This is a genomic window from Lysinibacillus sp. OL1 (genome assembly GCF_004332175.1).
Taxonomy (GTDB): domain Bacteria; phylum Bacillota; class Bacilli; order Bacillales_A; family Planococcaceae; genus Lysinibacillus; species Lysinibacillus capsici.
The window spans coordinates 78991-93227 of sequence record NZ_SJDS01000005.1 but is presented as its reverse complement, the minus strand read 5'-3'; the positions used below and the strand labels follow the sequence as shown (position 1 = coordinate 93227).

Below are 14237 nucleotides of genomic sequence, written 5' to 3'. Positions count from 1 at the left end.
GAGGAGTTCTGTAAAAAAATACTAGGATACTTGCGAAATGGTTAATATATCAGTAGTATTTTCAGTAACTGCTATTAAAGGAAGTGAAAGAAAGTGACAAGGAAAGTTTGGTTTCAAGTAGGAGTAGGGATACTACTTACACTACTAATCATTAAATATTTTATAGAAATTCATTGGATTTTTTCACCGCTTGTCATCATATTAAAAGCGATTTTTGTGCCTTTACTACTTGGTGGTGTTCTCTATTATGTGACGGAGCCAATTCAGAGATTTTTAGAAAAACGTAGATTTCCTCGATGGGGAAGTATATTGACGATTTTGTTCGGACTAATAGCAATGGTAGGTATTTTTGGCTGGATTATTGGTAACCCAATTGCCGAGCAGGTCAATAAATTAGTGAAGAATGCCCCTATGATTAGTACGAGTATTAGTACGAGCATCCAGCAATTAACAGACTATGTAACGCAAAATAAGGATAACTTCCCTGAGCAATTAAATGATGTTATCGAAAAAATGGCGAATTCGGTACAAGATATTGCAGTAGTGGCGAGTAAAGGTTTTGTGTCCTTTTTACAATCCATTGTATCTGTGTCGTTATTAGCCATTTTAATTCCGTTCTTCTTTATTTTTATGCTGAAGGATCATGAGAAGTTTGCTCCATCCATCTATAAATATTTCAGTGGTGAACGTCAGCAATGGGTAAAGAAAACGTTAAGTGAAATTGATGATGTATTACGTACCTACATTCAGGGCCAACTGCAAATTAGTTTTTTATTAGCACTAATAATGTATGTAGGCTATTTAATTATCGGATTAGACTATTCGTTATTACTAGTGATTTTTGCATTCTTTATGAATATGATTCCATTTATCGGGCCTTGGATTGCCTTTGCGCCAGCCCTGATTGTGGCAGTTATTCAAGATCCAATTTTAGTGGTGTGGGTTTCGGTTGTGACGCTGGTTGCTCAGCAAATAGACAGCAACTTTATTACACCTAATGTCATGGGGAAATCACTTGATATCCACCCCCTTACCGTTATTACAATTATTTTAGCGGCAGGTAATATAGCAGGTTTTATTGGTATTATTATCGCTGTACCATTTTATGCAGTCTTAAAGGTTATCGTATCCAATATTTATGATCAACGTAATGCAATTAAGAAAAAAGCGACGAAGTCAGTATAGGAGTCGAAACAATGGAACAAGAAATTGTAAAGGTATTTAATGAACAGCATGAGCAAATTGGGACAGCTACGAGAGCGGAAGTGCATGAAAAGGGGCTTTGGCATGAGACTTTTCATTGCTGGCTTGTAAATGAAGACTATATTTATTTTCAAGTACGTAGTTCACAGAAAAAGGATTATCCAGGGTTACTCGATATTACAGCAGCAGGACATCTTTTAGCGATTGAGACAGTAGAGTCAGGCATTCGAGAAGTAAGAGAAGAATTGGGCCTTAATATTGATGTCCATGAGGTTGTCAAAATGGGTATGACATCTTGTAGTATCGTTTCTGAAAATATGATCGACAATGAATTTTGCCATGTCTACATATATCCTTTCAAGCATGATTGGGATTCCTTTGCTTTGCAGTATGAAGAAGTATCGGGTGTAGTTAGAGCGAAGCTAGATGAGGCGGAGGCTTTCTTCTTGGGAGAAACGACGACACTTAATATTGAAGGGTATGAATATTTCCCTGATGGTCAACGTGTGAGAATTGTCAGACCAGTAGGTACTGCACAATTTGTTCCTTATCGGGAATTGTATGTTGCACAGGTGATAAAATTCACACGTGAAAAAATAGTTAATCAAACCTCATAAGTTTAAATAGGATAAGCTATAATATTAGCTTGTCCTATTTTCTTGCGCAAAAATGATTTAGAAACGACACGATATAATAGGAAAAAATGAGTTATACTGTTAGATAGATTGTAAAGAAAAGGAGCATTTTTTATATGCTAACATTTGAACAAAAACAAGCGATTATTGAATCGTTTTCTGAGCTAACAAAAAAAGAAATTTCTTTAAAGCGCTTAAATTATCATTACATGGACAGTCTTTACGAAAAGACGATTGTAGTTGAGAAATTACATCCAAACGGCAATGGCTTTGTCTTTGTAGGAGATTTATTACGCTATGAGAATGAGGCTAATGATAAAGGATTAGTAAATATCCGCGATTACTATGAACAACAACTTCGTGAAATTATTGAAGACGCAATCCAATATTTATCTGAAGAAGTAGAAGAGCAGGAGCCAATTGTAGAGATTTGGCATAGTCGCGATGGTAGTCAGTTACAGCTAGCTTTTGAGCAACGTTCGTGGAACGTGTATCATGGAGACAATCTAGAAGAGGCATTTGGTACGTATGAGGCAGCAAAGGAATATTTACTAGAAGAAGGCTTTCGTACAAAGAAATAAGTTATACGGGGGATCATGATAGATGAACGGAAAAAAATTAGTGGGAATTGTTATTGTTGTTGTGATTGCGGCATGTTTATTTTCAGTTTATACCATTACTAATTTTTATAAAAATCACGAAGAACAGCCTAATCGTGAAAATCGTGAAATTAATAAGTCAAAGAGCTTGAATTTAATTTTGCCACAGGCTACAATTATCTCGAATTCAAGATAATTGAGAGGTGACTGTCAGTGCAACATATTTATTATAAAGGTACAGACGAAACAAAACCGACTTTATTATTGCTACATGGTACAGGTGGTAATGAGGAAAGTCTTATTGGGCTAGCAAAAGAAATAGATGAAACAGCCAATATTTTAAGTGTTCGCGGAAATGTACTTGAGCATGGAATGCCACGATTTTTCCGCCGATTAGCCGAAGGTGTCTTTGATATGGAGGATTTAATCTTTCGTACAAAGGAGCTTCATGAATTTTTGGAGACGTCAGCACAGCAATATGGCTTTGATCGCCAACGAATTGTAGCAATAGGGTATTCGAATGGTGCTAATATTGCAGCAAGCTTATTATTCCACTATGATGATGCGTTAGCAGGAGCTATTTTGCATCACCCAATGGTACCAAGACGTGGTATTGAATTACCGCAACTTTCTCCAACACCTGTGTTTATCGGTGCTGGTACGAATGATCCGATGTGTACAGCACAGGAGTCTGAGGATTTAGAAACCCTTTTAAGTGCTGCAGGTGCCAAAGTAACGACGAAATGGTTTAATTTTGGTCATCAACTAACAATGCCTGAAGTACAAGCAGCAAAAGAATGGTATAAAAGCATTTACGCTTAATTGGAAAATCCACCTCCTTTTAAAGGAGGTGGATTTTCTTTATGTTATTTACTTTTCTTTGAGAAAGGAAGCCACCAGTTCCAATCACCAAACAGCTTCATAAGACTAGGTACAAGCATAAGACGAATAATCGTTGCATCAATGGCAACAGCAATAGCAATACCCACACCAATTTGCTTCACAGGCATTACATCTGTGAAGGCAAATGCACCTGTAATAACAATCATGATAAGCGCTGCCGACGTAATTATTCGGCTAGTGGATGTTAAGCCATCAATTGTTGCGCGCGTATTATCGGAGCCCTTTAAATATTCCTCTTGGATACGAGAAATTAAAAAGACTTCGTAGTCCATACTTAAGCCAAATACAAGACAAAAAACAATAACTGGAATGATTAGCACAATGGAGCTTGCTTCAATACCAAAATGACCATATTGGAAAATATAAACGAGTATACCGAATGCAGATGAAAGCCCAATAATGTTCATGATTATTGCCTTTAACGGAATTAAAATAGAACGGAATGCCAACATTAAAATAAAGAATGTAGAAACGATAATAATTGCTATAGCTAAAACAATTTTATTAGCAATTTCATCAAAGATTTCTTGGTTGAATTTAGCTGGTCCACCAAGTGCAAAATCCACGCCCAGGTCTTTGTCCATCCATGTTCGGGCAAATTTTTGAGCTGTAGAGGAAGAACCTGCTGCATCAATTGTAATTGGAACAAATAGCTGTGTATCCTTTGAAAATGAATTAATAACAGGTTTTAATTGTTCAGCAACCTGTGGAATAGCTAAAGAAGCAGAAAGCTCCTCTGGTGTTTGAATGTTAGCAGCTGTATAAATAGTTGAAACATTAGTCACTAATGGGTCCTTTAATAGCTTTTCTTGAATCGTATAAATTAGCTCTCTACCCTCAGTATCCTCCCAGCCATCTTTTCGTTCAGCCAACAAATACAATGTAGAGGATTCAGCTAGTCCAAACGTTTCATCTAATTTATCGTATGCTGCACGAGCATCATATTTCGTAGGTAAGGAGTCCACCTGTGGAATGGTTAATTGGATATCCTTTAAAGGGATCATGCCGATGCCTAGTAATAATAATGCTGAAATCACTATAGCTACTGGATGCTTCATGACAAAACCTGCAAAGCCACGCCAACGATTTGCCCCACCTGGTTTAACGCGTATTAAGCGCCATTTATTAAGTCTATCTCCTAATAGCATCATAGTGGCAGGAAGTAATGTTAAGCCAGAAAGAACGGCTAACAGGACGACTATAGTGCCTCCTAGGGCGATATTATGAAAAATTTCTACATCAATGACAATCATAGCACCTAAGCCAATCATGACACAGACTGCGGAGAAAATGATAGAACGACCTGCTGTCTGAATAGCAGTTTGAATGGCTTGAGCAATAGAAGTATGTGTGCGTTCTTCTCGGTAACGATTAATAAACAGCAACGCAAAATCAATACTTAAAGCCAGCCCAAGCATTGGAACAATATTTAAGACGAAAATAGATAGATTGACATTAGCACTGAGCAGCGTCATCATACCAAAGGCGGTAACCACTGTCACAACACCAATGACGATTGGCAAAATAGAAGCAACAACTGTACCGAACGCTAATAAGAGAACCACGATGGCAATTGGCAATCCAATGGCCTCAGCTGATGCCAAATCCTTTTGACTAGCAGTATTTATGTCAGCAGATATAACAGGCCCTCCAGTGATACTAATGCCGTCTTTTTCAATTAATGAACGGCATTCCTCAACAATGTCAGGAAGGTTTTCTACATCGTTCTTTATGTGAACCATCGCATAGGCAATACCATCTTTCCGTAAAGAGGAGTCTTCTAAAGGTGATTGAATAGAATGAATCTCTTTTATGCTATCTAATTTTTTTAAAGTGTCTTCAATTTTCTGATCATCAGCTGGATCAAAGACAACCAAAATCGTATTAGATGGTAAATCAAATTTTTCTGCTAGCTCGTTGGTAACATAGGTATGATCTGCTTCGACAAAGAAACCATCACCTTGAAGTTTGCCTGGAAGCTGTAAAGCAAAGTACGCCATTGCTAGAAAAATAATAAGCCATATGACTACGATTGCTTTCGCATGTGCTGTAATAAAAGCTGAAAAAGTTTTCATAGTTGTTTATACATCCCCCTTTTCAATTAGTGTAAAGGATGTGTCACATTTTGTCGTGTGACAAAGTAAAGACTCCCATCCACTTTTTGGACAGGAGTCTTACTATTAAAAGAATAATGATAATATAAAATAAATAACAGATGCCATAACGGCAGAAATTGGCATTGTAATCACCCAAGTAGTAACAATCTTTCGAGCCATACCCCAGTTTACACCACGCACACGCTGTGCTGAACCGACACCCATAATGGACGAAGAAATGACATGTGTTGTTGATACTGGTAAGTGGATTAGCGTAGCGCCAAAAATAACAGTAGCAGATGCTAAATCTGCCGCAACACCATTAACAGGGCGGATTTTCATAATCTTACCGCCTACCGTTTTAATGATTTTATAACCACCAATTGAGGTACCTAGCCCCATTGCTGTAGCTGCAGCAGCACGCACCCAGAAAGGTATTTCATCTCCAGTGTGCAAGCCACCAGCGATTAACGCCATTGTCATAATCCCCATCGCTTTTTGCGCATCATTTGTACCATGGGTGAACGATTGGATGGCAGCAGTAAAAATTTGCATTGTACGGAAACCCTTATTCGTCCGATATAAATTTAAATTTTTAAACCATAATTTAAAAAGAGTCATCATAATAAAGCCTGCACAAATAGCAAGTAAAGGTGAAAATACTAAAGCCATGATGATTTTAGTAAAGCCGCCATAGTTTAACACATTAAAACCAGCGGATGCGATTGCAGCACCGGCAATAGACCCAATTAATGTGTGTGAAGAACTTGACGGTATACCGAAATACCATGTCAGTAAATTCCAAATTATGGCTGAAATTAATGCAGCTAAAATAACGACTGAGCCAGTTGTGTCTCCTTCAAAGGCATTTAATGCAAAAGGATCTACAATATCTTTTGTTAGAGCTTTTGCAACCCCTACAAAGGTGATAGCGCCAATAAAGTTCATAGTTGCCGCCATGATGATTGCCGTGCGTGGCGGCAAAGCTCTAGTAGAAACCGAAGTTGCAATAGCATTTGCTGTATCATGGAAGCCATTGATAAAGTCAAATGTTAGGGCAAAGATGACGACCAGTACGGTTAAGATAATGATTGTGTTCATTGTAAAGTGCCCATCTCCTAATTATGCGTTACGCATGATAATTGTTTCCATAGTATTTGCTACGTTTTGACAATGATCAGCGATATCTTCAAGTTGTTCATAAATATCCTTAAATTTAATGAGGCGGATTGGATCCTTTTCATTTAAAAATAACTTCTTAATAGAAGTACGTTGTACCTCATCACATTCACGTTCATAGTCTTTAATAAGAATTGCGTGTGGACGCATGCCAATTAGATTCTTTTTCTTTAACTCTTCTGTCGCTTTGACTATTTCATCAGCACTTTTTGAAATAAACCCTAAGAAAATGCGCATAGATTCATCAATCTCAGTGAGCGAAAACATTTCAAAGTGTGCAATACAGTGTTCTGTTCCATCTAAAACATCATCCATACGAATGGCGAGCTCTAAAATATCCTCACGTTCAATAGGTGTCATGAATGATTTGTTTAACATGACAATCAGTTCATGAATAAGCTTATCACCAGCAGTTTCATAATTTTTCATTGTAATGCTAATCTCTTTTAGGTCAGCTACACTGTTAATACGAAAATCATTTGCGTAATGTACAGCCTCTCTCATATTTTCAGCAATTTTATGCAATGCAATAAAGAAAGGGTCTTGTTTTTTTGAGTTAAGCATGTGAATCGAATCCTCCTGGATATAAATAAATTAATCGACCTCTAAACTTTACTATCATAACAAAATCTTTAATTTATCTACATAAAAATTTACTAATCGACACGAAAATTTACATTGCTGTAATATACAATTCGTTCACAAAATGTGAGGTAATCCAACTGTATTTATTTTTATGAGTACAGATAAAACCTTGTTATAATGGGCAATTATCCTATTACGCTGACTTATTAGTACAGATTAAGACACGAAAGATAATAGAAGGTAATAAAAATAGCGCATTCGAATTGTAAAGGTATTGTAAATTCATTTGATAACCAGAAGAGTACCTTCTTATTCTTAAGAATATCTTCATTTTTATCCTCCCTCTTTATTAAGAATTGTTTACTACAATGGAAAATGAATAGGAAAGGAGCGTTTATTAACTAATGATTCAGGTTGAAAACTTACAACATACATTTTTAATTGGAAAACGAGGGAAGGAAAAGCAAGTGCCGGTATTGAAAGGTGTGAACTTCGAGGTCAATAAAGGAGAAATTGTTGCCATTGTAGGTAAAAGTGGCTCAGGAAAATCGACCTTATTACAAGTTCTAGCTGGTTTTATGAAGGCTGAACAGGGCTCTATTAAAGTAATTGGAAAGGAAACAGCCCATCTAACTGAAACAGAAAGTGCTGCCTTCCGTTTACGTCAATTTGGTTTTATTTTTCAAAACTTTCAATTGATGCCTGGCTTAACTGCTTTTGAAAATATCGAATTACCTTTAAAGCTACAGGGTTTGCGTAAGGCTATGCGCAAAGAAAAAGTAAAGAAATTAATGGACAAGGTTGGTTTGACAGAAGTAGCAGACCATTATCCCAATGAATTGTCAGGTGGACAGCAACAGCGTGTCAGCATTGCACGAGCCCTTATTACGAATCCTCCTATATTACTTGCTGATGAGCCAACAGGGAGTCTCGATTCAGAAACCGAGCGGGATATCTTATTGCTTATTCAAAGTTTAAATCGTGAATTAGGGCTAACTTTTGTCATTATCACACACGATGAAGAAGTAGCTACGATCGCACATAGACGCTTCCGCATGTACGATGGAGAACTTGTAAAGGAGGAAGCTTAACATGTTATTTAAGGATCAATTAGATTTTGTAACACAGCATATCAAGAAAAATAAGCTGCGTGTGTTTATGACGATACTAGCTGCAACGATGGGCTGTGCCTTTCTAATCGTGCTAGCATCCGTTGGTTTTGGTTTACAGGAATCTTTACGCAATGAAATTCTATCGAACGAAACAGTTACAAAAATTCAAGTATATGGCGATAAGCAATTAACTGAAGAACAAGTACAAGAAATTAAAAAAATGGAACATGTAGAAACAGTGCTTGAAACAATTAGTGTCAATGCTTCCGCACAATCATTTTTTGAAGATCGTGATACAACTTCTAATTTAATATTGTCAGATATGCAGGACTTTGAACAGGTAAATGGAAAGCTTGCAAAAGGGCGTTATCCAACAAAATCTAATGAAATTGTTGTAGGCTATCATTTTGCTCAAACATTATTGAATGACACAGAACGTGATGTCATTGCGGAAAAAAGTAAAAAGGCTGAAGCAGAGGGTACGTATTATGATGGTAGTGAAGAGGGCTATAAAGAATCATTAATTGGAAAAAACATAGACCTGTCCTTAGTTCCTCACACGGGTACAAATAATGAAACACAAAAAATGAGCTATACAATTGTTGGCGTAATGGAGAAACCTTCTTATGATTGGATGGTTGATAACGCTATTCATATGGATAAAGCGCAAAAGGCAGTATTAGTTGAAAATTTATCTACAACTAATAACATGGCAGAGAATGAGCTGTTTTACTCTGAATTTAATATTTTTGCGGATACTTTAGAAAACGTAAAGCCGATTTTAGAGAAGTTAAAAGATAAGGGCTATAGCGTATATTCAGTAACAGAGCAACTAGATCAAATGAATGTATTTTTCCTTGTATTAAAAATTGGCTTAATCTTTGTTGGCACAATTGCTGTGTTGATTGCTTCCATTGGTATTTTTAATACAATGACAATGGCTGTCACAGAGCGAACACGTGAAATTGGTGTGTTAAAGGCAATTGGGGCAAGTCCAAAGCTTATTCAACGATTATTTTTAATGGAGAGCACATTTATCGGCATTTTTGGTACGCTAATTGCGGTTGTCATCTCGTATGCTATTAGCTTTGCAGCTAATGCAGCATTACCATTAATTCTTAAGGCGGCAACAGGGGAGGAAGCTTTCGCAACAAATGATATAACATTTTCTCTTATTCCATGGCAACTAGTCATTATTGCAGCAGCCATTAGTGTTGGCGTAGCGATGATTTCAGGTTATCGCCCAGCACGTAAAGCAACAAAAATCGACGTTATTCAAGCTTTACGACAAGAGTTATAATAAAAAAGGCGGTCCAATCAACATTGGATCGCCTTTTATTTGGATTGAACATCTGTATGTTATAAATACTCTTTTAACTCATTCGCTAAAAATGGTGTTGCATTCAATAATTTTAAGAAGGCATCATAGCTGGCACGTTGCTCTTCATTTGGTTTTTTACCTGTTTGATAGGCTCGAATTAATATGTTTTTAGGTGTATTCTCCATATCGATAAACTCTAAAAGCTGTGCCTCATAGCCAACAAGCGATAAAATTTCAGCTCGAATAGCATCTGTAGCAAGTGCCGCAAATCGCTCTCGAACAAGTCCATGTTGCAACATAATATCGAGAGCAGGTGTATTTAGTTGACGATTTAACTCATGCTGACAGCAAGGCACACTTAGAATGACACTTGCTCCCCATTTCACAGCACGAGCCAAGGCCATATCTGTCGCTACATCACATGCATGGAGTGTCACCACCATATCCACAGCACTTTCATCATTATAATCATTGATATCTCCTACAAGAAATTCTAGCTGATCATAGCCTAGATCCTGTGCTATTCTTGAGCACTCTTCAATAACCTCTTTTTTTAAATCTAAACCAGTAACACGAATGTCTAAGCCTTTTTCAATTTTTAAATAATGATACAAAGCAAAGGTTAAGTAGGATTTACCTGAACCAAAATCTAAAATCCTCACCTGTCGATCCTGAGGTAAATAGGTTAAGGCATCATCAATAAATTCAATGAAGCGGTTAATCTGTTTAAATTTATCATACTTTTGTTTCTTAACCTTTCCTTCTTCTGTTTGTACCCCCAGTCGAATTAAAAATGGATAGGGTTGATCATCAGATAGTAAATAATTTTTTTTACGATTATGGCTTAGATGGACTTGTTTAGGTGAAGCTGTTTTATCTGATTTCCAAAGGACTTTGTTCTTTTTTGATAATTGTACTTGTACCGTTTCATCTACGAAATCAATATGAGCTTGACGATACTCCTCAAAAAACGCGTCAAGCTTGGAAGGTAAACGAGCCAATAGAATATTTTCATGTTTTAAAATCCGTTCATATTGGTATTCAATTTGTATATGGTACTGATTTTTTAACATTAATGGTTTTAATTTTATACGTTTTATTTCATTTGATTTCATACGTGGTTGACTGATTGTAGCTGTCACAAGCTTTTGTTGCAAAATTTGCTCAGTGAGCAGAGCTTTCATTTCTTCAAATGTCATACATTTTCGCCTACTTTATTGTGTTATAGATGGCACTAGTTTAACACATTTTATAAAAGACAATGGCATCTTGGGTATTCGGAATAAATTTAATAAAAATTCCGAGTATTTATAGGTGGAATTGTATATTCGTGGTATCTTAAATACAGTAATTCTTTTTAAATTGGTGATACTAAGGATTAATAAGGAGGAGAAAATATGTCGGATAACATGTATCAATTATTAGCGATTGTTATTTATATGATCGCCATGCTAGCAATTGGCTGGTATGCATTTGTTAAAACATCTAATTTAACAGATTATATGCTTGGCGGTCGTTCCTTAGGTCCAGCGGTTACTGCGCTAAGTGCGGGTGCTGCGGATATGTCTGGCTGGCTCCTAATGGGCTTACCAGGTGCGATATTTTTATCAGGTCTTGTGGAGGCTTGGATTGCAATTGGATTAACAATAGGAGCTTACCTAAACTGGCTACTTGTGGCACCACGTTTACGGGTATATACACAGGTTACAAATGATTCCATTACTATTCCAAGTTATTTGGATAATCGATTACGTGATCATACGAAGCTGATTAGAATTGCTTCAGGTATCATCATCCTCATATTCTTTACATTTTATGTATCGTCAGGAATGGTAGCAGGGGGCAAGTTTTTCGATAGTTCTTTTGGTTATGAATACCATACAGGCTTATTAATTGTGTCAGCTGTAGTTGTAGCATACACTCTTTTTGGCGGATTTTTAGCGGTAAGTTATACAGACTTCTTACAAGGTCTTATTATGTTTTTAGCACTTATTATGGTACCGCTATTTGGTTTATTTGTAACAGGTGGTATAGGTGAAACTATTTCATCTATTAAATCTGTTGATCCAGATCTTCTAAATTTATTACCAGCCACTGCGACAGCACCAGGGATCATTTCTTCAGTTGCTTGGGGATTAGGCTATTTTGGACAGCCTCATATTATCGTCCGCTTTATGGCGATTAGTTCCGTTAAAGAAACGAAGCAAGCTCGACGCATTGGTATTGGCTGGATGATGTTAAGCTTATTTGGAGCTATTGGAACTGCCTTGGTGGGTGTAGCCTATTATCAGCAAAATGCTGGTGAGCTAAAAGACGCTGAAACAGTATTTATTGTACTTGGTCAGATTTTATTCCATCCATTTATAGCAGGTATTATGCTGGCGGCTATTTTAGCAGCTGTTATGAGTACAATTTCTTCTCAATTAATCGTAACTTCTTCAGCACTTGTAGAGGATATTTATAAAGCATTATTTAATAAAACAGCAGACGATAAGCATTACGTTTTTGTTGGGCGTATGGCTGTATTAGTTGTTGCAATTATTGCAGCAATCCTAGCGTGGAATCCAGATAGTTCTATCTTAAGCTTAGTTGGCTTTGCTTGGGCAGGATTCGGTGCAGCCTTCGGACCTGTTATTTTACTTTCTTTATATTGGAGAAAGTTAACGAACTACGGAGCACTTAGCGGAATGGTAACAGGGGCTGCAACTGCGTTTATTTGGGGTAAAGTAGATGCTTTATCAAGTGCGTTGTACGAAATTGTTCCTGGCTTCATTGTTTGTTTAATTGTTGCGGTTGTTGTCAGTATACTGACATATAAACCAAATAAAGAAATTGAAGAAGAGTTCACACGCTCAGAAGCCCTGCTAAAAGAAGAAAGAAAATAGTTGAGATGCGCCTTTACATGAGGCGCATTTTTTAGGAAAGTTAACGATGATCTTCAAATACGAAAAAGGGTATATTATGGTAAGATGAAGAAAATTTGTCGTAGCGACACCAAGCTTTGGTGGGAGGTTTCTAATGGATAGAATTAAGGAAGTTGATGTATTAATTGAAAAGGCCATACTAGTTGGCGTGAATTTACGAAATGATGAGTACTTTGACTATTCTATGGAAGAGTTACAAAATTTAGCTGAGGCCTTGCATGTAGAAGTGGTTGGGACTGTCACGCAAAATTTGGAACGTGTGACACCTTCCCATTATGTGGGTACAGGTAAAATAGAAGAAATCAAAAATTTTTATGAAGAAGCACAAGCAAACCTCGTGATTTTTAATGATGAACTGTCTCCTTCGCAAATCCGTAATTTGGAGCGTGATTTAGCAACGAAGGTCATTGATCGAACAATGCTTATTTTAGATATTTTTGGAAGGCGCGCAAAAACACGTGAAGCCCAAATGCAGGTGGAATTAGCACAGCTTCAATATATGCTACCTCGTTTAGTGGGTTTGCATGCCTCTTTAAGCCGTCAGGGTGGAGGTACTGGGGGAGGCTTTAAAAACCGTGGTGCTGGTGAGACAAAGCTGGAATTGGATCGACGAAAAATTGAAGATCAAATTGCTAAAATTAAAAAGGATCTAGAGCACGTTAAGGAACAGAGAGAAACGCAGCGTAAACAGCGTCGTAAAAACGCTCTTCCGGTTGTATCGATTGTAGGCTATACAAATGCTGGGAAATCAACGATTATGAATCAACTGCTTACACAAATAGGACAAGAAGAGCACAAACAAGTCTTTGAGAAGGATATGCTTTTTGCTACCCTTGAAACTTCTGTTCGTCAGATTGAGCTACCTGATAAGAAGACCTTTTTACTGACAGACACTGTAGGCTTTGTTAGTAAATTACCTCACCATTTAGTGAAGGCATTTCGCTCCACTTTGGAAGAGGCGCGAGATGCGGACCTTTTACTCCACGTGGTGGATGTTTCGAATACAGAGCACGGATTTATGATGGATGTAACGAACGAAACACTTAAAGCAGTTGGTGTTGAGGACATTCCGACAATCTATGTATACAATAAAGCAGATATAGCAGATGTTCCATATCCTGTGGTAAGTGGAGATAATATTTGGATTTCAGCAAAGCAGGGGGTTGGTTTAGAAGAATTAGTACAGCTAATTCGTCAACACATCTTCTCGCATTACGTAACGTGTGAAATGTTAATACCTTATGATCATGGGAACGTTGTTTCTTATTTAAATGAGAATGCCTCTGTTTTTAATACAGCCTATGAAGAGGGTGGGACATTATTGTCTCTTGAAGTAAAAGCAGCAGATTACGCAAAGTATCAGCACTATGTAATTAATTAAAAAATGTACTTCCCAAAGCATGCCAAAAGATTTTTGGCATGCTTTTTGTGATTAGAGGGAATAGTAGAATCTAGAACAAAGGTAAAACGTGTACTCAAGAAATTGTATTAATTTTCAAGTAAAGTAAGGAATCTGAATTTTAAATATTTTAGAATAATTCATTGTAAATTTAAAAATCTTTTAGGGATAAAGTGTGAGAAAACTTAGATATATCAAAGGATTTAATAATTTATCTAATAATCAATCAGAATTTATAGAAAAATGACAAATTTTCAACATTTTTTAAAACTCTTGCTAAA

Annotated in this window: 13 protein-coding genes; 9 read left to right on the top strand and 4 right to left on the bottom strand. The window is 36.8% G+C overall.

The genetic code is table 11. The annotated features are described in order from the left end of the window. Window positions 1-93: 93 nt before the first annotated feature. From EW028_RS11070 to EW028_RS11050, 5 genes are all read left to right on the top strand, one after another. The gene (locus EW028_RS11070; RefSeq protein WP_131520899.1) at window positions 94-1185 is read left to right on the top strand and encodes an AI-2E family transporter; all 1092 of its coding nucleotides are present in this window, start codon (window positions 94-96) and stop codon (window positions 1183-1185) included. 11 nt (window positions 1186-1196) lie between these two features. Next, window positions 1197-1820: an NUDIX hydrolase gene (locus EW028_RS11065; RefSeq protein WP_131520898.1), complete on the top strand. Its 624-nt coding sequence runs from the start codon at window positions 1197-1199 to the stop codon at window positions 1818-1820. A gap of 134 nt (window positions 1821-1954) precedes the next feature. Then, window positions 1955-2419 (top strand): hypothetical protein, encoded by a 465-nt coding sequence (locus tag EW028_RS11060; RefSeq protein ID WP_131520897.1) that lies wholly within the window; start codon window positions 1955-1957, stop codon window positions 2417-2419. Between the two features lie 22 nt (window positions 2420-2441). Beyond that, complete coding sequence (locus EW028_RS11055) at window positions 2442-2633, top strand: hypothetical protein (RefSeq protein WP_004231917.1); 192 nt, start codon at window positions 2442-2444, stop codon at window positions 2631-2633. A gap of 17 nt (window positions 2634-2650) precedes the next feature. Then, window positions 2651-3259 (top strand): alpha/beta hydrolase, encoded by a 609-nt coding sequence (locus EW028_RS11050; protein ID WP_131520896.1) that lies wholly within the window; start codon window positions 2651-2653, stop codon window positions 3257-3259. 44 nt (window positions 3260-3303) lie between these two features. Here EW028_RS11050 and EW028_RS11045 read toward each other — a convergent pair whose 3' ends face one another. The 3 genes from EW028_RS11045 to EW028_RS11035 form a co-directional block, all read right to left on the bottom strand. Further along, window positions 3304-5415: an MMPL family transporter gene (locus EW028_RS11045; protein WP_131520895.1), complete on the bottom strand. Its 2112-nt coding sequence runs from the start codon at window positions 5413-5415 to the stop codon at window positions 3304-3306. A gap of 105 nt (window positions 5416-5520) precedes the next feature. Then, window positions 5521-6537 carry an inorganic phosphate transporter gene (locus EW028_RS11040; protein ID WP_004231925.1) on the bottom strand — a complete coding sequence of 339 codons (1017 nt, stop codon included), beginning with the start codon at window positions 6535-6537 and terminating at the stop codon, window positions 5521-5523. Window positions 6538-6558: 21 nt separating this feature from the next. Further along, window positions 6559-7179, bottom strand: a complete 621-nt coding sequence (locus EW028_RS11035) for a DUF47 domain-containing protein (protein WP_004231927.1) — start codon at window positions 7177-7179, stop codon at window positions 6559-6561. Window positions 7180-7604: 425 nt separating this feature from the next. On the opposite strand from EW028_RS11035, the gene EW028_RS11030 reads away from it, so the two are divergent. Together EW028_RS11030 and EW028_RS11025 are read left to right on the top strand one after the other, a co-directional pair. Then, window positions 7605-8291 (top strand): ABC transporter ATP-binding protein, encoded by a 687-nt coding sequence (locus EW028_RS11030; RefSeq protein WP_131520894.1) that lies wholly within the window; start codon window positions 7605-7607, stop codon window positions 8289-8291. Between the two features lies 1 nt (window position 8292). Next, window positions 8293-9612, top strand: coding sequence for an ABC transporter permease (locus EW028_RS11025; protein ID WP_131520893.1), 1320 nt, complete (start codon window positions 8293-8295; stop codon window positions 9610-9612). Between the two features lie 59 nt (window positions 9613-9671). Here EW028_RS11025 and EW028_RS11020 read toward each other — a convergent pair whose 3' ends face one another. Next, entirely contained in the window at window positions 9672-10832 is a 1161-nt protein-coding gene (locus EW028_RS11020) for a class I SAM-dependent methyltransferase (RefSeq protein WP_131520892.1), read from the bottom strand. Between the two features lie 198 nt (window positions 10833-11030). Here EW028_RS11020 and putP point away from each other — a divergent pair, with 198 nt between their 5' ends. Together putP and hflX are read left to right on the top strand one after the other, a co-directional pair. Then, window positions 11031-12518: a sodium/proline symporter PutP gene (putP, locus tag EW028_RS11015; protein ID WP_131520891.1), complete on the top strand. Its 1488-nt coding sequence runs from the start codon at window positions 11031-11033 to the stop codon at window positions 12516-12518. Between the two features lie 133 nt (window positions 12519-12651). Beyond that, complete coding sequence (gene hflX / locus EW028_RS11010) at window positions 12652-13938, top strand: GTPase HflX (RefSeq protein ID WP_131520890.1); 1287 nt, start codon at window positions 12652-12654, stop codon at window positions 13936-13938. The last annotated feature ends 299 nt before the right edge of the window (window positions 13939-14237 follow it).

Coding starts and splice junctions, on each gene's coding strand:
- EW028_RS11065 (WP_131520898.1), top strand. CDS start 1,197: ATGGAACAAGAAATTGTAAAGGTATTTAATGAACAGCATGAGCAAATT.
- EW028_RS11060 (WP_131520897.1), top strand. CDS start 1,955: ATGCTAACATTTGAACAAAAACAAGCGATTATTGAATCGTTTTCTGAG.
- EW028_RS11055 (WP_004231917.1), top strand. CDS start 2,442: ATGAACGGAAAAAAATTAGTGGGAATTGTTATTGTTGTTGTGATTGCG.
- EW028_RS11045 (WP_131520895.1), bottom strand. CDS start 5,415: ATGAAAACTTTTTCAGCTTTTATTACAGCACATGCGAAAGCAATCGTA.
- EW028_RS11040 (WP_004231925.1), bottom strand. CDS start 6,537: ATGAACACAATCATTATCTTAACCGTACTGGTCGTCATCTTTGCCCTA.
- EW028_RS11035 (WP_004231927.1), bottom strand. CDS start 7,179: ATGCTTAACTCAAAAAAACAAGACCCTTTCTTTATTGCATTGCATAAA.
- EW028_RS11030 (WP_131520894.1), top strand. CDS start 7,605: ATGATTCAGGTTGAAAACTTACAACATACATTTTTAATTGGAAAACGA.
- EW028_RS11025 (WP_131520893.1), top strand. CDS start 8,293: ATGTTATTTAAGGATCAATTAGATTTTGTAACACAGCATATCAAGAAA.
- EW028_RS11020 (WP_131520892.1), bottom strand. CDS start 10,832: ATGACATTTGAAGAAATGAAAGCTCTGCTCACTGAGCAAATTTTGCAA.
- putP (WP_131520891.1), top strand. CDS start 11,031: ATGTCGGATAACATGTATCAATTATTAGCGATTGTTATTTATATGATC.
- hflX (WP_131520890.1), top strand. CDS start 12,652: ATGGATAGAATTAAGGAAGTTGATGTATTAATTGAAAAGGCCATACTA.